Origin of the sequence: Acetivibrio cellulolyticus CD2 (assembly GCF_000179595.2) — a bacterium.
In the GTDB taxonomy this organism is placed as follows: domain Bacteria; phylum Bacillota; class Clostridia; order Acetivibrionales; family Acetivibrionaceae; genus Acetivibrio; species Acetivibrio cellulolyticus.
Map to the genome: position 1 here is coordinate 781,889 of NZ_JH556657.1, position 22,553 is coordinate 804,441.

13 protein-coding genes and 1 CRISPR repeat array (1 of these 14 cut by a window edge) are annotated in these 22,553 nt (G+C 34.8%); all 13 genes read right to left on the reverse strand.

Translation table 11 applies throughout. From position 1 onward, the window contains the following. Positions 1–9,961: direct repeats of the CRISPR family, unit length 29 nt; unit sequence CTTTACATCCCGCATAGTTAAGGCAGTTC; it begins 1,010 nt to the left of the window's first position. Between the two features lie 182 nt (positions 9,962–10,143). The 13 genes from cas2 to ACECE_RS0215265 all read right to left on the reverse strand — a co-directional run bounded on the left by cas2 (position 10,144) and on the right by ACECE_RS0215265 (position 22,495). Further along, positions 10,144–10,419: a CRISPR-associated endonuclease Cas2 gene (gene cas2 / locus ACECE_RS0215205; RefSeq protein WP_456049025.1), complete on the reverse strand. Its 276-nt coding sequence runs from the start codon at positions 10,417–10,419 to the stop codon at positions 10,144–10,146. Next, positions 10,410–11,387, reverse strand: a complete 978-nt coding sequence (cas1b, locus tag ACECE_RS0215210; protein WP_010248754.1) for a type I-B CRISPR-associated endonuclease Cas1b — start codon at positions 11,385–11,387, stop codon at positions 10,410–10,412. The genes cas2 and cas1b overlap by 10 nt, the downstream gene beginning before the upstream one ends. Next, the gene (gene cas4 / locus ACECE_RS0215215) at positions 11,380–11,907 is read right to left on the reverse strand and encodes a CRISPR-associated protein Cas4 (RefSeq protein ID WP_026073860.1); all 528 of its coding nucleotides are present in this window, start codon (positions 11,905–11,907) and stop codon (positions 11,380–11,382) included. The genes cas1b and cas4 overlap by 8 nt, the downstream gene beginning before the upstream one ends. Positions 11,908–11,943: 36 nt before the next feature. Then, a complete protein-coding gene (locus ACECE_RS0215220; RefSeq protein ID WP_010248758.1) occupies positions 11,944–14,133 on the reverse strand; it encodes a CRISPR-associated helicase/endonuclease Cas3 in 2,190 nt (729 codons plus the stop codon). 15 nt (positions 14,134–14,148) lie between these two features. Continuing rightward, positions 14,149–14,904, reverse strand: coding sequence for a type I-B CRISPR-associated protein Cas5b (gene cas5b, locus ACECE_RS0215225; protein WP_010248760.1), 756 nt, complete (start codon positions 14,902–14,904; stop codon positions 14,149–14,151). Continuing rightward, positions 14,891–15,775 carry a type I-B CRISPR-associated protein Cas7/Cst2/DevR gene (gene cas7i / locus ACECE_RS0215230; protein ID WP_010248764.1) on the reverse strand — a complete coding sequence of 295 codons (885 nt, stop codon included), beginning with the start codon at positions 15,773–15,775 and terminating at the stop codon, positions 14,891–14,893. Before cas7i ends, cas5b begins: the two co-directional genes overlap by 14 nt. Next, positions 15,775–17,361, reverse strand: coding sequence for a type I-B CRISPR-associated protein Cas8b1/Cst1 (gene cas8a1 / locus ACECE_RS0215235; protein WP_010248767.1), 1,587 nt, complete (start codon positions 17,359–17,361; stop codon positions 15,775–15,777). The genes cas7i and cas8a1 overlap by 1 nt, the downstream gene beginning before the upstream one ends. 15 nt (positions 17,362–17,376) lie before the next feature. Then, on the reverse strand, positions 17,377–18,108 hold the full coding sequence (gene cas6, locus ACECE_RS0215240) for a CRISPR-associated endoribonuclease Cas6 (protein WP_010248770.1): 732 nt from the start codon (positions 18,106–18,108) through the stop codon (positions 17,377–17,379). A 61-nt stretch (positions 18,109–18,169) separates the two neighbouring features. Then, complete coding sequence (locus ACECE_RS0215245) at positions 18,170–19,123, reverse strand: helix-turn-helix transcriptional regulator (protein WP_010248773.1); 954 nt, start codon at positions 19,121–19,123, stop codon at positions 18,170–18,172. A 337-nt stretch (positions 19,124–19,460) separates the two neighbouring features. Continuing rightward, the gene (locus ACECE_RS27725; RefSeq protein WP_010248775.1) at positions 19,461–19,892 is read right to left on the reverse strand and encodes a DUF4829 domain-containing protein; all 432 of its coding nucleotides are present in this window, start codon (positions 19,890–19,892) and stop codon (positions 19,461–19,463) included. A gap of 178 nt (positions 19,893–20,070) precedes the next feature. Next, complete coding sequence (locus tag ACECE_RS0215255) at positions 20,071–20,574, reverse strand: stalk domain-containing protein (RefSeq protein ID WP_010248778.1); 504 nt, start codon at positions 20,572–20,574, stop codon at positions 20,071–20,073. A gap of 43 nt (positions 20,575–20,617) precedes the next feature. Then, positions 20,618–21,304, reverse strand: a complete 687-nt coding sequence (locus ACECE_RS0215260) for a response regulator transcription factor (protein WP_010248780.1) — start codon at positions 21,302–21,304, stop codon at positions 20,618–20,620. Positions 21,305–21,313: 9 nt separating this feature from the next. After that, positions 21,314–22,495: a HAMP domain-containing sensor histidine kinase gene (locus ACECE_RS0215265; protein ID WP_010248782.1), complete on the reverse strand. Its 1,182-nt coding sequence runs from the start codon at positions 22,493–22,495 to the stop codon at positions 21,314–21,316. Positions 22,496–22,553 lie beyond the last annotated feature (58 nt).

Genomic DNA, 22,553 nt, shown 5'->3' on the forward strand with positions numbered 1-22,553 from the left:
CTCCTACCTTATAGCCCTCAACTTCAATTCTTTACATCCCGCATAGTTAAGGCAGTTCCTCCAAACAACAAGCCGAGGTTATTCGCTTATTACCTTTACATCCCGCATAGTTAAGGCAGTTCATGAATAGAGGTAGCATACTTATTCCAAGTGACATCTTTACATCCCGCATAGTTAAGGCAGTTCTACTCTGAATTTCATCAAATATAACTATTGTATACTTCTTTACATCCCGCATAGTTAAGGCAGTTCATTTTCACGAGCAATTTTTATATTATCATTTTCGTCCCTTTACATCCCGCATAGTTAAGGCAGTTCCGGAAATCTAATTGATAGCATCGAAGATGAAAGTTGTCTTTACATCCCGCATAGTTAAGGCAGTTCCAGGTAAGAGAATTATTTACTGGTTATTTGAGGTCCTTTACATCCCGCATAGTTAAGGCAGTTCGCAAGATACTTGACAGATCTGGTTTTTGGGGTTGACTTTACATCCCGCATAGTTAAGGCAGTTCTAACAACGAAAGCCTTAAGCTGAATTGGTTGCTATACTTTACATCCCGCATAGTTAAGGCAGTTCTTGATTAATTTATTATATAGATATATACATAAAAGCTTTACATCCCGCATAGTTAAGGCAGTTCAAAGAATATTTGTTCTAAAAAGGAGGTTTTTAATTTCTTTACATCCCGCATAGTTAAGGCAGTTCTTATAAACAGTTTTTCTTGAAATTTTGGCTTCTTAACTTTACATCCCGCATAGTTAAGGCAGTTCATTTGGTATACTATTATCAATATCGTTTTTAAAGTCCTTTACATCCCGCATAGTTAAGGCAGTTCATTTACACTAGAGGTCGTGAAAGAAATACAAGTGTACTTTACATCCCGCATAGTTAAGGCAGTTCTAATTTCACTCTGAGTTATAGAAGTCTTTTTTATAACCTTTACATCCCGCATAGTTAAGGCAGTTCAGTACATCAAAATGATGATAGTAAAGTACCCTATAAACTTTACATCCCGCATAGTTAAGGCAGTTCTTTAATTTAAAGGGTCAAGATGGTTATATTTCAAAACTTTACATCCCGCATAGTTAAGGCAGTTCAATACCTGGCATTTTAAAAGCATCTCCGGTATGCATCTTTACATCCCGCATAGTTAAGGCAGTTCCTTATTATCATATGCTTAAAAGATTTGGAGAAAAAGCCTTTACATCCCGCATAGTTAAGGCAGTTCTCTAAACACAATACTGAATCGAATACAGTTAGTCAGCTTTACATCCCGCATAGTTAAGGCAGTTCCTCCTTTTTTAAATTGATAATATAATGGGGCTTGCTCTTTACATCCCGCATAGTTAAGGCAGTTCCTGATTAGATTTTGTAACACTATATAACTAAAAAGCTTTACATCCCGCATAGTTAAGGCAGTTCACAAAGTACTTGTCGAATTATATGAGCCTGTATGGAACTTTACATCCCGCATAGTTAAGGCAGTTCTTAAGCTGTTCCTCATTTGATAGTTTCATGAACTCTTCTTTACATCCCGCATAGTTAAGGCAGTTCGTATGTCTTGTTGATAAGTTAGTGTATACATATGTCAACTTTACATCCCGCATAGTTAAGGCAGTTCTTTTTCTAGCCATTTACCTCACCCTTCTGCATTCACTTTACATCCCGCATAGTTAAGGCAGTTCGGTGTGTAATGCAAAAAGGCTGGAAGTGCGTAAACTGCTTTACATCCCGCATAGTTAAGGCAGTTCTACAGTTGTACCCCTATCAAAGACATTCGAGAATAGTCTTTACATCCCGCATAGTTAAGGCAGTTCACACAATTCCTTTCATTATTAATAATTATTTTTGACTTTACATCCCGCATAGTTAAGGCAGTTCCTCCACTTGTAAAAGGTTTTTTCCCCGGGTGTTACCCCTTTACATCCCGCATAGTTAAGGCAGTTCAAGCTGGTACATGAACAAATAGAAAGTGTTTCAAGTGCCTTTACATCCCGCATAGTTAAGGCAGTTCACGGGAATAATGATTCTATTGACTCCATTCTTGCAACTTTACATCCCGCATAGTTAAGGCAGTTCGAATTCGGATCTTCCTGATCGATCTGCTGATCTTCCTTTACATCCCGCATAGTTAAGGCAGTTCGGCTACGGCCCCTTCTTTGATAAAAAGTTTTTGAAACTTTACATCCCGCATAGTTAAGGCAGTTCACCATACTTAACACTACCAACGTGTTTCTTATGTATCTTTACATCCCGCATAGTTAAGGCAGTTCTTACTCAAACTGAATATAATGCAGGATGGATAACACTTTACATCCCGCATAGTTAAGGCAGTTCTGCAAAATAATAATGGAATGAGTTGGGCTAGTATATATGGCTTTACATCCCGCATAGTTAAGGCAGTTCGGCAATAAAAGATGGTGATGAAGAAGGCTTCACACACTTTACATCCCGCATAGTTAAGGCAGTTCTAATTACATTACAGCAATTAAGACAAAATATCCAAACTTTACATCCCGCATAGTTAAGGCAGTTCTCGTTATAGGCCACAGATTCAGGTAAAACAGGGATACTTTACATCCCGCATAGTTAAGGCAGTTCCAAAGTTTATAACGGTATTAAGATTGGGCCTGATGACTTTACATCCCGCATAGTTAAGGCAGTTCGTAGTTGCAGGCATAATTTTGCGCAAATAATCTACCTTTACATCCCGCATAGTTAAGGCAGTTCGGTTTCGTTAAAATCTATATCGTAGGTTTCTTCAATCTTTACATCCCGCATAGTTAAGGCAGTTCTTTGAACTCCAGAAACATCAACATTGTTAACAACATCTTTACATCCCGCATAGTTAAGGCAGTTCCAAATAACCCCTTTCATTTTCGCCAATAGTTAAATCTTTACATCCCGCATAGTTAAGGCAGTTCAGTGCATTGTTTAAAGATTTCCCATTAGAATTATTACTTTACATCCCGCATAGTTAAGGCAGTTCTTAATTCATCAGCTAAATTTTTAATTTTATCATTATCCTTTACATCCCGCATAGTTAAGGCAGTTCAGAAGGAAAGAACGGATTTATTCCTTTATTCTTTCCGCTTTACATCCCGCATAGTTAAGGCAGTTCAATAGCGAATCAGTCAGAACGGATATTGAGACTATTCTTTACATCCCGCATAGTTAAGGCAGTTCTAGGAAAATAAAAATTATGTTTCTTTCTGGTGTTTCCTTTACATCCCGCATAGTTAAGGCAGTTCGGCAGTTAAAAGCAACCCAAACTTATCAACAGTCTACTTTACATCCCGCATAGTTAAGGCAGTTCATTACAAAACCTACAAATATTAATCAAATTTATATACTTTACATCCCGCATAGTTAAGGCAGTTCAGAATTTGCAACATTAGATATTGTCATAATGAGTGCTTTACATCCCGCATAGTTAAGGCAGTTCTGCTGACCGTCATCAAATCAGGTAATGCTGTTATTCCTTTACATCCCGCATAGTTAAGGCAGTTCGTTATTGCTGAAAAACATGGACTTAATCAAAAGCAAGCTTTACATCCCGCATAGTTAAGGCAGTTCAGATTCAACATCATCTACATCTAACATATCTTTCAACTTTACATCCCGCATAGTTAAGGCAGTTCGTATGACTTACCTTTCGGGTCAATGAATACAGTACGCTTTACATCCCGCATAGTTAAGGCAGTTCAAAAATCATACAAACAATAGCTAGTAATTCTATTTCCTTTACATCCCGCATAGTTAAGGCAGTTCTAATATTTTAAGGTCATCAATAATTTATATGTTAATCTTTACATCCCGCATAGTTAAGGCAGTTCCCCGGTAAGTACCAAATTAACTTCGATATTGTCCCCTTTACATCCCGCATAGTTAAGGCAGTTCTGATGATTATTTTCAGATTAATGGTTTTAATGATGCTTTACATCCCGCATAGTTAAGGCAGTTCGCACATTCATCATTATCTTTAAATTTTCCAAAGCATTGATACTTTACATCCCGCATAGTTAAGGCAGTTCTCATATGTAAATGTACATATTAAAACATTATTTACACTTTACATCCCGCATAGTTAAGGCAGTTCTTAAGCGACAAGTGTTATACTTACCAAATAGCTGTATACTTTACATCCCGCATAGTTAAGGCAGTTCCTGTCTAGCTTTTTCAACAGAACCTTTTTTGCTTTCCACTTTACATCCCGCATAGTTAAGGCAGTTCCTACGTGTTTTTTCTTGACCCAATAGTTCTATCATCCTTTACATCCCGCATAGTTAAGGCAGTTCATTGTGCTGATTTTGTGCTGATTTTGTGCTATATTTCTTTACATCCCGCATAGTTAAGGCAGTTCAAAAAATGTAAAGTATATAGGCAAGATTTATTATGACTTTACATCCCGCATAGTTAAGGCAGTTCGAAACAGTGACAGTTACAGACATGAATAACACAAGAATCTTTACATCCCGCATAGTTAAGGCAGTTCGGTAATACTCTAGTAATTGAGTAACAGATAGTTAACTTTACATCCCGCATAGTTAAGGCAGTTCATGTATTAGCAGTATAACAAAGAATATTAACAGTGCTTTACATCCCGCATAGTTAAGGCAGTTCAAGGGAGGAATAAACAAGATGAAATTAACACATGGCTTTACATCCCGCATAGTTAAGGCAGTTCTATTAATTATGACAAGATGGCATGAAGATGATCTTCTTTACATCCCGCATAGTTAAGGCAGTTCTTTTAGGGATAAGATGTTTAATATTAAGGTAGATGTCTTTACATCCCGCATAGTTAAGGCAGTTCCGTTACGAAAAAACAAGTTAGTAGTTATGTATATCGCTTTACATCCCGCATAGTTAAGGCAGTTCTTACTTAATCGCGTGATAATGACAAAATTCTTTGGCTTTACATCCCGCATAGTTAAGGCAGTTCTCAGCAAATATATGATATAAATCTACTGGGAATTCCTTTACATCCCGCATAGTTAAGGCAGTTCACTTTAACTGCTTGAATTCCTTCATCAATTAATTCCTCTTTACATCCCGCATAGTTAAGGCAGTTCGCGTAGCAAAAGAAATTGCTTTTGTAGCATAATGGGCTTTACATCCCGCATAGTTAAGGCAGTTCTCAGTCTCATCAGAGTGATATCTACATCAGCAGACCTTTACATCCCGCATAGTTAAGGCAGTTCTTGGTTTCAACCTTATGAAACTTTGAAAGATTGACTTTACATCCCGCATAGTTAAGGCAGTTCTCATTAGGAATAGAATCATCAATAGTATCTTTAAAATCCTTTACATCCCGCATAGTTAAGGCAGTTCAATTTCTGATTGTGTTATTGTTGAACGCTTTTGCAGCTTTACATCCCGCATAGTTAAGGCAGTTCCTTAAAGCTCACATATAATTTGCCTTTTGCATCTATCTTTACATCCCGCATAGTTAAGGCAGTTCGCAGCATGAAGAACTTGAATATCAACACCCTAAAGGCTTTACATCCCGCATAGTTAAGGCAGTTCTAGTTGAATCCTTTATCGAGAAAGTATGTAATTATCTTTACATCCCGCATAGTTAAGGCAGTTCCCTTTTCCAGATATTGAAAGTACTTTCATTGATTTCTTTACATCCCGCATAGTTAAGGCAGTTCATATTATATCACATTTTTCAATCATATATTTATAATACTTTACATCCCGCATAGTTAAGGCAGTTCAGAATATACAGGTATTTGCAAAACTCATTCTTTTTTCTTTACATCCCGCATAGTTAAGGCAGTTCTCTAGCAAAACAGGGCGAACATTTGAGGATGTAGCCTTTACATCCCGCATAGTTAAGGCAGTTCTTGTGGCGAAAAGTTTCCTTTGACCGAAGTTACTAACTTTACATCCCGCATAGTTAAGGCAGTTCGCCAGCTCATCATCAAGTGTTTTCATAGATTCTTGACTTTACATCCCGCATAGTTAAGGCAGTTCAAAGAATCTAAGCTTAAAATTGATTGTCATTATCTCCTTTACATCCCGCATAGTTAAGGCAGTTCACCAACACAACACCGTTGATATCATCGAGATGTCACTTTACATCCCGCATAGTTAAGGCAGTTCTGAATAATCTGATTTGACGAACTGCTTTCTTTAAGCTTTACATCCCGCATAGTTAAGGCAGTTCCTTTAGTTAAGAATTTTGCTTCACTTCTCGAAGCTCCTTTACATCCCGCATAGTTAAGGCAGTTCTGGAAACCAAATTCGCTTTGTTGTTCGCTTTTGGACCTTTACATCCCGCATAGTTAAGGCAGTTCTGTAATTTCTGTACCGCTTCTACGGTAGGCTGTATCATCTCACTTTACATCCCGCATAGTTAAGGCAGTTCCGCAACGCTCGCCCCGGGCTAGCCTTGGTATCCTTCTTTACATCCCGCATAGTTAAGGCAGTTCCGTCCAGCAGCAAGTCAAACAGAGTTAATAAAAGACTTTACATCCCGCATAGTTAAGGCAGTTCGAAAGCACGCATTGTAGAAGACACCGTGTACATTGAGCTTTACATCCCGCATAGTTAAGGCAGTTCATACAACTCACCATTCTTGCTGGGATGCAAAGAACCTTTACATCCCGCATAGTTAAGGCAGTTCGTCAACACTTGCATCACCCGTTAACAAGTATGTATCCTTTACATCCCGCATAGTTAAGGCAGTTCCAAAGCAATAATACACATTAAAATAGACGCTCCACACTTTACATCCCGCATAGTTAAGGCAGTTCCTCATCAAATATGATGATGCATACGGCATTGTTGTCTTTACATCCCGCATAGTTAAGGCAGTTCATTGAGCTTTGTTGTGCTATCGCAGAAGGTAACCCACTTTACATCCCGCATAGTTAAGGCAGTTCAAAGTCAACTGGGTACTATCCTATATCTCAAGAGTACTTTACATCCCGCATAGTTAAGGCAGTTCGGAATTATATATGAGTTTAGAAGGCAGAGAATTAAGTCTTTACATCCCGCATAGTTAAGGCAGTTCTCTGAGACGCAAACAGGGAAAATCACCGACTTTGCGCTTTACATCCCGCATAGTTAAGGCAGTTCTTTGCATCAATTGATATTGAACCACAAGAAACTAAACTTTACATCCCGCATAGTTAAGGCAGTTCCTTTCTTAGCTCATCAAGCTCTTTCTGTACATCTTCCTTTACATCCCGCATAGTTAAGGCAGTTCATACCGAATAAATCATTTTCCCCAACAACAGGATCCTTTACATCCCGCATAGTTAAGGCAGTTCCTTTTGCATCTCGTTTACGAGCAAGAATGCTTTTGCCTTTACATCCCGCATAGTTAAGGCAGTTCTACCAAAAGACAAAAAAGTATCAACCGTGATAAAGGTCTTTACATCCCGCATAGTTAAGGCAGTTCCTGCCAATAATGCTAGCCGCATCATGTGGGATGAGACTCTTTACATCCCGCATAGTTAAGGCAGTTCATGAATAATTCCAAACGTTTGGAGATTTGAAGGAGGAACTTTACATCCCGCATAGTTAAGGCAGTTCTTGTGGCTTTATTCTTTTAGATAAGCTTGAACAAACTTTACATCCCGCATAGTTAAGGCAGTTCTGTTTAATCAGATCAGAAGCCGAAATTAATTCCCTCTTTACATCCCGCATAGTTAAGGCAGTTCGGGCACTGAAGGCAACGCATACGCAATGAAGGTATCTTTACATCCCGCATAGTTAAGGCAGTTCTGAAAAACATCAAGTAAATGAAAGAGGTTATTTATAACTTTACATCCCGCATAGTTAAGGCAGTTCGACATTTCAGCTGATAATATTATTAATACTATTGACTTTACATCCCGCATAGTTAAGGCAGTTCAAGCATTCCAAAGTCAATGAAAGTACTTTCAACATCCTTTACATCCCGCATAGTTAAGGCAGTTCTCATTTGTTACATTTGATTCTGTTATTAATTCATTACCTTTACATCCCGCATAGTTAAGGCAGTTCTCGGAATAGCGACTACATGCTGGCTTATAGGAAACGACTTTACATCCCGCATAGTTAAGGCAGTTCTTTAATGCTTTTCGACTTTCAGCTTGATATAGTCCGCCTTTACATCCCGCATAGTTAAGGCAGTTCTTTTACAGCTGCGGCTTCTTGATGATTGATATCATCTTTACATCCCGCATAGTTAAGGCAGTTCTCGTCCAGCAGCAAGTCAAACAGAGTTAATAAAAGACTTTACATCCCGCATAGTTAAGGCAGTTCGTCAGTTGACCCTTCTACATCTGAGAATAGAGCAAACTTTACATCCCGCATAGTTAAGGCAGTTCTTACTCAGACCGCATCTCACTTAATTACTGTGTCAGCCTTTACATCCCGCATAGTTAAGGCAGTTCTTGTTGATACCAATATAGGTAAAGAAAATTGGAAAGAACTTTACATCCCGCATAGTTAAGGCAGTTCCTGGTAGCGCCACAGAAATTTGTAGGTGAAATAATCCCTTTACATCCCGCATAGTTAAGGCAGTTCCAGGTAAGCGAGGGAGAAGAGAGTATTAAATCTATCTTTACATCCCGCATAGTTAAGGCAGTTCAAACTTTCTTGCAAGTAATCAATAGAATTAATCAGCTCCTTTACATCCCGCATAGTTAAGGCAGTTCTAATTCATCATTTTTTCTTTCATAAGCACCAGTAAACTTTACATCCCGCATAGTTAAGGCAGTTCGTTGAATTTCAACTATTTAATACCCAATGAGATTAACTTTACATCCCGCATAGTTAAGGCAGTTCAAAGTTTAATTGAATTTGGAAATACAAAAGTTGAGTCCTTTACATCCCGCATAGTTAAGGCAGTTCTTTTTGAAGATATTCCTTTGTGTACCCTGTTAGAACTTTACATCCCGCATAGTTAAGGCAGTTCTGGACTTTAAATAATAAATTGACAAGTCCTACTCCACTTTACATCCCGCATAGTTAAGGCAGTTCTGGGTTTTTGTACTGAAGCAAGTCCTGCCCCCTTAGTCTTTACATCCCGCATAGTTAAGGCAGTTCAAGACAATAAAACTAATATTGTAAGGCATATAAATACTTTACATCCCGCATAGTTAAGGCAGTTCGAACGAATTGTTTGACGACACTTTAAACAAATTAAACTTTACATCCCGCATAGTTAAGGCAGTTCCTTCTCAAATCCTCCACAATAGATTTAATTGCTATCTTTACATCCCGCATAGTTAAGGCAGTTCTCTGTTAAGTTCACCACTAAAAGTCAGCATATAATACTTTACATCCCGCATAGTTAAGGCAGTTCTCGACTCTCTTAATTGCACACACATTCGAGTATAAACCTTTACATCCCGCATAGTTAAGGCAGTTCGGTAAAAAATTGGAAATTTGTTTTAAATCTTGCTAGGCTTTACATCCCGCATAGTTAAGGCAGTTCGAATTCTTATTTGTCATTTTTATATGATGAATTGTTACTTTACATCCCGCATAGTTAAGGCAGTTCGTTTGTTATTTTCAGTTTTTGAAGCTCTATTATTCCTTTACATCCCGCATAGTTAAGGCAGTTCCGGTGCAATAGTTATAGATGTTATTAAATTAAATAACTTTACATCCCGCATAGTTAAGGCAGTTCAAAGTCTTATTTAATCTTTCAATATCTCTGCTAGCTGCTTTACATCCCGCATAGTTAAGGCAGTTCATCCAAGATATTCCCTTGTGAATGAAAAGCGGTAACACTTTACATCCCGCATAGTTAAGGCAGTTCTCGGAATGGTAGTTGTTATAGACGTTTTTAACAGAGCTTTACATCCCGCATAGTTAAGGCAGTTCTCCTTTTGATTACAATCATAATTTGCCTTATAATGCTTTACATCCCGCATAGTTAAGGCAGTTCTTAGTATACCCTTCAATGTGAGTATTTATAAAAAATCTTTACATCCCGCATAGTTAAGGCAGTTCCCATTTTCACTGAATTTTAAAAGGCTCTATTTAAGCCTTATTCAGGATTTTCTCAATCCTTCAAATATAACTAAACTGCAGTAAGCCTCCAATAGTGTTTGTAATAAAATTCCACAATTCCTTCTAACACTCATATAAAAGATGTTATAGGACTTAAGTTTAAAAAACGCTTTGCTGCAAAATCATAAAATCAATTCATCTAAAGCCTTTTCTTTTCCAATTTTATTCTTAACAATATTCTTTGGATTATCTATTGTATAGATATACACTGAATCTTCGTTCTTGTCAATTATTCTGCCAATCTGTCCTATACATTTTTGCAACTTACCTTCTGTAATCTCACCCTCAAAAACAGAATTCTGTGTCCAAACCAAATACTTTTTTAGCAATTTCCTTACTTTATTTATTTTTTTGACTTCAATATCATAGGTTAATACAACAAATATATTTACCACCACGCTTTCAACGGTTTATATATTTCGTCATCAATAAGGTACTTGATAAGCTTATAACATTCAAGACGTATAAAGCTCTTATAAGAAACATTTCTATTAAGCTTCCTATGCCTTATAGTAACTGCAAGCTTATTATTATATTCGGTAATAAATTTTCTTCTACCAGAATCATTTAACATGCAGATTCCATCCTTTATGCTGAAATCTTCATCATTAATTATCCGGTTATTAACAAGATTAAATATTACCGGATCAACAATCAAAGGTTTAAATATCTCTGCTATATCCAAACTAAGCGAAAACCTTTTAGTTGAAGGTTCATGCAAATAACTTATACACGGATCTAGCTGAGTATGATAAATTTGTCCAAGCACCGTTGTGTACATAAGGCTATTTCCAAATGATATTAATGCGTTAATAGGATCGCTAGGCGGACGTCTCTCCCTTCGATCCATGTGAAATCCATCTCTCAAAAAAAGATTAAAACTTTTATAATAAGTATTTCTTATCCTCCCTTCTATACCCATTAATTCATCAATTTCTCTGGCATTGTCTACAACCTCTTTTTCAAGATTTTCATATATATCCTCCGAAACCTCTTTATAATTCTTTAGGTTTCTCTTTATATGAAATTTAGCACTCAGAATAAAACATTTTGCCAGATAAAGTCTCTTTTCTTTGTCCAGATAATGTTGAGACTGCTTTACTGTCAAAAATCCAGACACATTTCTTTTTCTGGGATAAAAAGAGCCGGTATAAAAACCATAATAGTTATAAAAATGCAACATTAGTGAATATTCTGAAATGTAATTTATAAACTTTGTATTCAGGTCTACTTCACCAAATATATGAAGACAATCAACTAGTTCGATTGGAAGCGATCTGCTTGATTCAGTAATATCTTCAAAGTAAATAGTATTGTCCTTTCTCTTAAGCCTGCCATTACTCGAAATATAATAATCCCTACCCATTTACATCAACCTCCTTTGCATAGCAAAACTCATAATAAGAACATTTTTTACATATGGTATTTTTCTCTAACGAAGGAGGCTTTTCCATATTGCATATTCTTTTTATTTCTACAAGTGATTTTTCGATTTCTATTTCATCCTCATCACTTAATTCAATAAATTCCTGCTTCTTTTCCTTAACATAGTTTAAGATCCCCTTTTTCTCAATCCCTTTTTTCCTTAGGTAATAAAGGTAATATAACAGCTGCATTTTATCTGAGTTTGACATTCTACTAGTTAGCTTTATCTCCCGGACAAAGTCACCATCTACGATATCCAATTTAAGTATATCATCTATCAAAACTTCTCTGGATTTTTGTCTTGAATAGGCTGTCTCATGGAGCACTTTCCCGCTTAGTACCCTGTCACTCAAGTGCTCCATGGTTATGCCTTTGGAATAAAGCCATAACTTTCTTTTACATATGTAGTAGTAATTTACCTTTACACCTTGGGTTTTATAATCCTCAAAATCAAAGCTCATGTCCATCACCTTACAATTCCTACAATTCTTATATCTTTACAAAATTCTACTATTAGCATCAGAAGCACTTAATTCCTTCTTATTCTTACTTTTCAATCCAATTTGCTTGTCATATTCAAAACCTTCATAGATAGGAATCTCCATATACTTCGATACCTTCAAAATTGTATACTGCTGTTTTTCAATCTCATAATGATTTACATCCAATGTAAACTCATTTATGAGATCAATCATTTTCCTTCTCTCCTTCTTATCCTCCTCAATATGAATTTTTGTTATAAGATTGTCTATTTCAGTTTTGTTTGAATCGTAAACACATGACGGAAGTATTGTTACTTTATCAATATTTCTGAACCTTCTTTTAACTTCTTTCTTATCTAGTTCATGTTCCCTAAATGATTGAACATATTTAATATTATCTAAAACCTCTTTATAGTAATCAGTATCCTTCAACTTCTCAGTGCTATAAACTTTTTCTATGGTGTTCTGTTTTTCTGTTTCAGTTATAATACCATCAACATCATTAAGTGCTACCTTGGAAAACTCATATAACTTTTCATCAATAAACTTGCCTACACCGCTACATTTTTTATCTCCGCCATCAAAAACAAAACAATTATAACCCTTCTTATCCCAAATCCTATTTCTATAGCATCTCCCCATCCTTTGGAAAAGACCATTTATATCAGATAATTCAGTAAAGAGAACATCAAAATCGATATCAAGTGATGCTTCTACCACCTGTGTTGCTATCCATATCCCTGAATCACTACAATCTGCCTTACCAAACTTAACTATTTTATTTTCCTTCTCTTTCCTATCCTTCTTTATAAATTTACTATGAAATAAATTAATATTTTTACACTTCCGGCTAAATTCCTCATTATTCTTCAATTCATCGTATATTCTTTGTGCTGTTTTTACTGTATTACAAATAATCAGTATTTTGTTATTATTGTATTTTTCGATAACCAAAGATGAATCTATAGATTCATTTATAATTTTAACGCTATGCCTTACCAATTCATCATTTATAAAAGGTTTTGGCTGCTCAAAAGTAACTTCAGTATCCTTTAATTGTTCTTTCAAAAGATCTGTTACTATTCCAGGCAAAGTTGCCGTAAGAATTGCAAATTTTCCGCCAATCCTAGAAATATAAGATAGCCCTATAATCAGATATGCAAGTAAGTCTGGAGAATACATTTGAACTTCATCAATAATAACTTTGGAATAGCATAAAGTTGCAAGTTTCAATTCAAACCCTTTATATCTAAAAACAAAGTCAAACATTTGATCTAATGTACATACTGTAACAGGCAATGATAGTTGTTTAGTTTTATTAAAGTACTCATCAATGTCTTCATCATCAGTAGTATTTTCAATATATTTGCTATAAGTGTCCGAATGCAGAAGTCCTATTAACTCTTTGTTTTGAATACCAACAATTTTTTCAGTAATTCTTTTGTAGATTTCATTTATTGCAGTTTTCAAAGGTAAAGTGAAAAATCCTTTATTGTCACCTATCCATAAAAGTCCGGCCTCAGTTTTTCCCATACCTGTTTGCGCAATAGCAACAACATTATTCTCACTATTAGCAATCATATATTTTTGTAAATCGTTCCATTGATAATCCAGACTATTTAGCTTTCTAAGCAGAAAGTCATTATTTACTTCCACATTAATGTCTGCACTCGCTGCATAGTCCAGCTTATTGAGCAAGCCTTTTATTTTAACGTAATCAAAAAAGTAATCTGAATCTCCATAAATTCTATTATTGGAAAAATATTTGTTGCTTATCTTTTTAATGGTAGTTATATTAACCTTTTCATATACAAAGTTTTCTGCTTCAGTCTTCAATGCCTCTACTTCTTCTTTATAATTAGGCGCATCATAGTCACCCCTTTCGTGATGGTAAGCAATTGCTTGAGCAAGGATTTCAATTTCCTGGTCACTGAATTGCTTTTTTAACTCATTTTTGTCTAGAAAAGCCAGACTTAATAAGTTGTGAGCTATTTCATCAGAATACTTTTTTCCTCCTTCTATTTTACTTTGAAACTTTAAATTCATTTTCCCTAAATCATGATACAAACTGGCAACTTTCAAAAGTTGCCAGTTTATTGCCAAGTTAGGGTAAAAGTTCTTTATTAGTTCCAAGTTTTTAAGCAAGTTATCAGTATGCATCTGTATGGTTTCTTTAGGATTTGATTTAGCAAGATAATTATTCATATGACACCCTCACTTTCAAACTGCAAAAACAATGTTTTCATCTTCATCAACAAGAACGCTCTCATCCTCAATTGCAGAAATTCTTGAAGAATATACAACCCGAACTTTTTCCCACTTTCTAAATACTTTCGGACTTTTCTCTGTACCATAATTTACTTTTTCATAGTACTTGTTGATATTGTATCTTGTCCCCTTTTGTTCAACCCCTGAAGAGCCTCCAATAAGTTTGATTGTTCCATTCTCAAGCATTTTTTCAGGGATATAAGCAGTATAGTTTTTCTCAAGCTCAATATCCTCTTCCAGTACTTTCTCATTCACATTTACAGCCTTCACTTCTTTTATTACTACAAGATCCTCCCTTCTACCAAGAGAAGGGAATTCAATCGGAAACCTAAAAGCATTTTCTATTTCGCCAATTAATGATTGATCTTCAGGAATTATATGAATCAACAGTTCAACCTCAGTTAACAATTCACAGGTCGCTACACCCCTGCTAATTCCGAAACCATTTACCTCCAACTGATGTCTTCCTGCTTCAAACCCCATACCTGGTTTAAATTCATACCTTGTATATAGATCATTAACTTTTGATAAGTACTTTCCCTGAACACTTATTTTCATTGCCTTATATTCTTCATAAGCACAAATGGAGTGTACCATTCCGCTTACTGTTGAATATGGAGGAAGTGGATAGGTCTCTTTTAATTGAAAACTAGTTGGAACCTTATAATTTACAAGCTCTTGTTCAAGTTTTAACCTAACAGCTTTCATAATATTCGCTGACCTTTCTCTTTATATTATTGAAGAATTCAGGCATCGAAACAGCATTTAGTTTTTCCTTTATTTCTTTATCATTACTGAACTTTCCCTCAATAAGGCCGCAAAAAGTGTCTTTTTTAATGATATCAAATAATACCCCTTCAATAGTCGACACAAGCACCCTGTTGTCTTTCACTTCAAGTGCATTTTGAAAAACCGGGTTCTTTACATCATATACGCCACCTATAGCAAACAATGGTTTTAAATCTTCTCTTCTTCCCCTTATATCCCTATACAATAGTGAAACAGTATCTAAAAGTTTATTTATTCTCCTAGCTTTTTCGGTATTTTCTATTGAAATATTCTCTTCTTCATCAATACCTATCTGATCTATATCTGCTGTTATTGTGTACCGGTAATAAGAATGGTGAATCTCTGATTGAGCAATATTCATATTCTCATTTAATCTATCTGCAAGCCCCTTGTTAGTCAAGAAATCTAGGTCGCCTTTAAATGTTTCTAGCGAAACTGCATTTGATAGTCTTACCTTAGCTGAACGAGTTGCACTTCCTTCTCCTTTTTTAGTTTTCATATATCCAAAGAAATCTATTTCCGGATAATCTTTAATAGTTGAATCAGGTGCAAACTGTATTACCTTTTTATCCGCACTTCCTTCTGCTTTTACTTCTGCTGTAGGTTCACTCAATTGTTCTACAATATTATAACGTATTGCCTGTCTTGATATGTACGTGTATTGATCTCCATTTCCCCTTGCCATTTTTTTCAATGATGCTACATTTCCAATTCCTTCTCCATAATTAGCACTCTCAGCTTCAAATATCATTGATACTATTAATCCTTTTGGCTTCATTGATTTTCCCATTATTTATCTCCCCCATCTGTATTTTCAGTTTTTTTACCATCTATCAGACCTGTGACAAAAGCATAACCTATTGTCTTAAAAACATTATCATCCTTTAAGCACTCTGTAATAAATGTTGGTACGGGCTTACCTGTATATAGATAACAATTTAAAATTGTATCCATAAACATATTTTTATTACTTGTTTTTAAAGCATTCAAAAGTCTATAGGATATACCGTTTAGCTTATTCTCCGAATTCTTGGATTTATAAGCTTCTCTTAGGTAGTAACCTGCACCACTTGCTGTCTTTACAATATCTTTTTCCGTTCCTTCCATATACCCAACTCCTTTCATGTATTTCAAGTTTACTTTAATCAAACTTCTTATATGGCTTTCGTTGTATTTTGCATCTTTGGGACTAGATATTTTTATAACTAAAACTTTATGAATCAGAATGAATAAATTTTCATTGTTCAATAAGTTCTTCATCACTTCATCATATAACCTAAAATATGTTTTTACCTCTTGAAAGCCAGTTTTTATCAAACTATTCAGTTCATCTTTGGATTCATACAATACTCTAAGAACATTTTTTGACAGAAGATTGAACCTATACTTTTCATCCTCATAGCGAACTACCTGAATATCCGCAAGCTCATACTTTTCGCTGTCATTAATACTTTCATGCAGGGCTTTTATCATTGTCCCAAAGGCATTATATATTCCTTTTGATTCTTCATTATGTAAAATATCGTGCTTTATGTTGAAGTTTATATTCTCAGAACTTTTTACACTCTGATTATCATTAATATATATTCCATTTCCATAAACTGTTGTAAAACCGGCTGGAACGCAATAATATACTATTTTACATATTGGACATATCTCAATATCGCTGACAAAATTCCAAACATGGGATGTCTTCCTGGATGTGTCAAAAAACATTCTATTAAGAAAACTTAATCCCTTATCTATTTTTCGTATTTCCCTTCCACATTGAAAGCAGCACAAGTTGAATTTTGTCTTGTTATTTAAATATTCCTTTAACTCGCTAATGCCTAATTCTATATCCAACATGTTTGTATTTAGATATTTGTCAATTATTGCATTCGGAGCCTTACTTGCTTTGGCTTTTTGGTCATAATATCCTGTACATTCTGATTTCAATATACTCTCTTTATCCTTTGATAATAAATCTTTTAAATCTAGTAAAAAATCAGAATTTATTGTTGTTACTTTTTTACTTGGCTTTTCCAGTCGTTTTAAATCAATATTACCCTCTATCGCTTTATATGCTGAGTTTTTTAGCTTAGTTTTAATAAAATCAATATCCTCTCCTACTTCTTTTTCCTTCGATTCATCCATTTCCATATTAAGCAGCTTATCTATTTTATTAATCAATTTTGAGAAAACCATCGTTTCTTCATATGTATCAATAAAATATCTAAAATACTTCTCTTCAAAGTTTTCTAAAACGTCAGTTTTTATTATTAATTCCTGACCATTGATACTAACCTCATCATTTGCATGTTTTAAGATATTAACTAATCCAACAACCCCAGCATTGTAAAGCCAATCAGCAAGACTTAACTTAATGTAGTCCAATTTCTCACCTCCCACCTAATAAACTAACTCAAGCATTCCAAAACCTTGGTTTCTCTTAAATCCAAGTCCTAAAGAATACAAATCCTTTAAATCCGTTACATTCCCACACAGTTTAAAAATGCCCTCGTAAGAATTAACGCATAAATAATCTCTACGGGATATTTCTTCAAACGCCTTAATATCTTGTCTTACAACAACATTTTTCATCTTAACACTTTGAAAAACAAGCCTTTCTTCTAGCCCTCTGCCCCTAAAGTTTTCAAGAACTTTTCCAGCAATATAATTAAGCTCGTTTTCATAACTTTCATCTTCAATCTTTAGATAATAATTCTGATTATTTTTAATGCATATTGGAGATAAAGTTTTAAATATGGCTTCACCTGAATCTAGAGGTTTTTCTTTCACCATAGATATCCGTTCCCTTTTAGCACAAAAATCCTTATACTTAAACTCACTAATCTTTAAAAGACCGTTGTAAAGATACAAGATAAATTCAGTATCTGGAGAACTTACCAATAATGAAACACCATCTTTAACGTTTGCTAAATCTCCATCGACCTCAAAGCCTCTCATCTTAGTAGAAAAGCAAAAGTTCTTGCTCTTTTTGTTTGCTTTCCCATTAAAGTTATAAAGCTTCTCATAATACTCCGGGTCAGACTTTTTTAAAGCCTCTTTTATCAAACTGACAAACATCATGTTATGGGAAATTGGCAGTTTATCAACCTTAAAATCACATTTTAATCTCACTTTTGTCACCTCCTTCCATTGATAGTTCAATTTAAATTCTATATCACAATGTGGACACAGCTCAGCGCAAATAAAAATTTCTCATCTTTTCTATTTCATTTTTTATCTCATATACAATTTCATCAGGTTCCAGCACAATTACAGAGGATCCCATACCTAAAATCCAAGTCTTTATCTCTGTAAGCCCTCTCATCTTAGCCTTAAAAATAATCGCTCCCCCATCCGTTTCAGTTATCACCTGATTTTTCACCCAGACTTTTTCCTTTATAATCTGCGACATAGGATGCATTATCTTAAGCTTTATATTGTATTCCTTGCCTTTATAAATCCCTAAGCAGTTTTCCATGCTCTTTTCAGGATCAAAGCTTTCATCCTTTGGGAATGTTTCATCCATAATCTCATAATTTTCTATTCTAGAAATTTTAAAATCTCGGATTTCCTCCTTTAATTCACAAAAACCTATTAAGTATAAGTCCTGCTTATACTGTAGGGTTGTGTAAGGTCGTATTATTCTGGTTAATTTGCCGGAATTTAAAGAATTGTAGTCTATTCTAATCTTCTTTCTTGAAAGAACTGCAGCATGGATATCTAAAAACTTCTTTCGCTCCACGCTCAAGTCAATATTTGAGATTGTCTCTTTTGCCATATGATTGCAAAAGTCAACCTGTTCCTTCTCTCGTGCAGAATTCATTGCATTAATCTTCGTTACAATATTTGAAATGTCTTTAGATGCTATATTTCTTGAATCCTTAAGATATTTTTCTACGAGTTGAAGTGAATTTTGTTCTTGAGTTGAAATATTAAGTCCTAGCATTAGATTGTCGTTATAAAGTTGATAACCTCCATATTTTCCTCTTTCACCGTCAATAAGTATTGAGGCAACTTCCAGATCATCACGATATCTTCTTACTGATCTCTCATCAACCTCAAGCAGCGATGCAATCTCGCTTATCTTCATCTTTCCATTCGCCTGTAATAAGATATACATTTTTATTGCATTTCCAACCTGGCTCACAAAACGTCCCCCCTAAGTAAGTAAACAATTTACTACACCAAGTTACAATTTTCATATATATATGACATAAACTTTCAAAATCACTATACCACTAATATTTTTTTATGTAAATACAAATTAAGGATTTATTTGGTATAATGTATAAATGAAAAAATAAAGTAGTCTACCAAGGACGTTGCACTTTGATGGTTTTCAGTAAGAAGGGCTATTGCAAAACTAATTTTTATAACTTAGTTTTTGCAACAGCCCATTAATTCTTTTAATTCCTCTTTTGTCATGTATTACAATACCTGATTCATATTTGCAGGAATTTCCCAATCCTAATCAATTTATAGTTTTAATATCCCCAATCATCAACTTTCCAATTATCTGAGGTACTTTTTCTTATTAATATCCAATTCCAACCTGTATATGTTGAATTCGGATTTAAACTTCCATCACCACCTGAAGAATCTACATCAAAATTGGATAATAGAACAATTACATTTTCAGCTTTAGCCCCATTTACTGAACCACGTCCGTTTTTCAAATACCCATCAATAAAGCTATTTGATGTATCGTCGTCATACCATAGTTTCGTAAGTTTACAGCCTTCAAAATCCTTAAATTTTTCCTTTACGCAATTTATTGCATTATTTATTTCCTCTTCACTAAATTTTGTAGACTTTTCAACGCTAATTGAAACATTGTTTGTTTTACCGGCCTGTTTACAACCCGCTAAAGAAAACACCATTAAAACAATACAAATAGAAAAGATCACATTTTTCATATAAACCTCTATTCCCCTTCATGTTAAAATTATATCTCCAAATATAGCTTAGGATATTCTATAATATACGATAATTAATCTTAAGAGTAACGGAGTTTTTGAAAACTTTTAGCATTTTTCGCTAATTGTTTGACCTTTCTATATATTAGTCTTTATAATTAAAAGCCTGTATAAATTATTATTCCTTACCAGCTAAAAGCTCCGATGGTATTACTATATCTAAATTCTGATTATATTCCGTATAATTTATATCTGCAGTGAATTGAAAATCTTCCCTCAAAGTACTATCAATTATCACTTTTATACTATTTATAAGATATGTATCTTTATTGATAGATATCTCAATATGTGCTTTTTCAATTTTATCATTTACACTTGCCTTTACATTTCCTACTTCCAGATATATTTTTTTAGAATCGTTTTTTACGGTAACACACTTTTTGCTCCCATTCCATATAATATGTTCATCGTCATTTTGAATTCCAAGATTGGTAAGCACTTCTCTTAAAGGCAGCATTGTTCTGCCATTTACAATTAACGGCACATCGCTGTAAGTACCTGTCTTTCCATTAATTACGATCTTTATATCTTTACTTTCGGCAACATTGTCAGAAGCGCTTACTAGCGTAAAAGACACTGCAATAACGATACAAAATATAGCTAAACAAACAATCTTTTTCACAATATAAAACCCCCATCTAAAATTAATGATCCCTTAATGTAATTCATGAATTAAACCTGTACCCCGTACCCCACAAAGTTTCGATATACTGTGGATTCCCGGCATCCTTCTCAATCTTCTTTCTTATTTTCTGTATATGAACCGGCACAGTAGCTGTATCCCCATAATAATCGTCACCCCAGATAGTGTTGAAGATATGCTCTTTTGTGAAAACAATATTGGGATTGGAAGCGAGAAAAAATAGAAGCTCGTACTCCTTGGTCGTCAATTGTATTTCCCTGCCATTCACAAAAACCTTATGTGATCCTGCGTTGATCTCCAATCCTTTATGGTTAATTACCTCTGAACATGTATTTTTACCCTTTAACCTTTCATATCTGTTAATATGGGATTTTACTCTTGCTGCAAGCTCAGCAGGACTAAATGGTTTAGTCAGATAATCATCAGCACCATAGTCAAGTCCCCTTATTTTATCAATATCCTCGCTCTTTGCAGACACCACAATTATGGGAATCTCAAATCTATTTCTCACCGCTTTTATTATCTCATAACCATTTTTATCGGGCAACATCAGATCTACAATTATAACTTCATAGATGCCTGAGATAGCTTTTTCCAATCCCTTCATGCCATCATGGACAATATCGGCCTTGTATCCGTTTAATTTAAGGTAATCGCGTTCCAGCTCTGCAATATTAATATCATCTTCAATAATCAAAACACTTCTCATATTTCACCTCTACCGGCTTATTATTAAGGCAGGAATTCTTATTGTAAAGCAAGTTCCACTGCCCTCAACACTTGAGGCACTTATTTTACCACCATGTGCTTCTACAAGTTCTTTTGCTATTGCCAAGCCAAGCCCGGTACTCAAAAGGTCTTTGGTTCGCTCAGTATCAACACGGTAAAACCTGTCAAAAACATGTTCCAGCTTGTCCTCTCCAATTCCCCGGCCGTCATCTCTAACGTCTACACAAACAAAATCCTTCTCCATATATAAATCAACCCATAGGGATAAACTTGCTCCACCCCTGTACTTAACGGCATTTCCTATTACATTTCTGAAAATCTGATGTATTCTTTTGGTATCTATATTGAAAACTACATTTTCCTCAAGCTTATTCGTATAGGCAAACTTAAACCCTCTTTCCTGAAACTCAAGTTCAAATTCCTCAAACAGATCATTAAAAAATGGTATTGCTTCAACTTCTGCAAAATTAAAATCAAGCTTTTGCATATCCAATTTAGAGAACAGAAACAGATCATCTATCAATTTGTTCATATACTCAGAATTGCTATATATTATCTTAAGATATTTAGACAAATCTTCCCTTGATATCACAGTATCATCCAAAATAGCTTCTATGTAGCCTTGTATTGACGTCATAGGAGTTTTTAAATCATGAGATATGTTTGCTATAATCGTTTTCCTGTTTTCCTCATATTCAGACTTCACCTTTTCCCCTTCCTTAAGCTTCCGGGCCATTTCATTAAATGAGTCAATCAGCTGGCCTATCTCATTTGATACACAATTCTTAATTTCTACATCATAATTACCGCGAGCAATTTCAGAAACTCCATTTTTCAGACTTCCTATAGGATTTAATATTTTTGCTTCGATTCTACGCAAAAAGAAAAACTCAAAAAATGTAACCATACTGAATAATAAAGCAATAAAAACACTAAAGGCCTTAAAACCTCCATATTTTATGAGAATGTACCATACCAGAAGTGTAAAAATAACAATTACCGGTTTAGCATATTTGATATACCGATGAAAACGCTGAAACTCGGCTTTATACTTTTTTAATTCCCTGATATGCTTCGGTAAATTCGAAGTATCGCATTCCATACAGGCTAATGCGCATTTTTCCTTATTACACTTTTTAAATTTTCCCTTAAACTTTTGGCAAAGGCCCATATATACCACCTTAAATATAATAAATGCAAATTGTAATTATTTACTTAGGAATAATGAA

Bases quoted from the DNA above. Each gene is read 5' to 3' on its own strand.
- ACECE_RS27725 (WP_010248775.1), bottom strand. From the start codon at position 19,892: ATGAAAAATGTGATCTTTTCTATTTGTATTGTTTTAATGGTGTTTTCT.
- ACECE_RS0215265 (WP_010248782.1), bottom strand. From the start codon at position 22,495: ATGGGCCTTTGCCAAAAGTTTAAGGGAAAATTTAAAAAGTGTAATAAG.
- cas7i (WP_010248764.1), bottom strand. From the start codon at position 15,775: ATGGGAAAATCAATGAAGCCAAAAGGATTAATAGTATCAATGATATTT.
- ACECE_RS0215260 (WP_010248780.1), bottom strand. From the start codon at position 21,304: ATGAGAAGTGTTTTGATTATTGAAGATGATATTAATATTGCAGAGCTG.
- cas4 (WP_026073860.1), bottom strand. From the start codon at position 11,907: ATGAGCTTTGATTTTGAGGATTATAAAACCCAAGGTGTAAAGGTAAAT.
- ACECE_RS0215220 (WP_010248758.1), bottom strand. From the start codon at position 14,133: ATGAATAATTATCTTGCTAAATCAAATCCTAAAGAAACCATACAGATG.
- cas5b (WP_010248760.1), bottom strand. From the start codon at position 14,904: ATGAAAGCTGTTAGGTTAAAACTTGAACAAGAGCTTGTAAATTATAAG.
- cas1b (WP_010248754.1), bottom strand. From the start codon at position 11,387: ATGGGTAGGGATTATTATATTTCGAGTAATGGCAGGCTTAAGAGAAAG.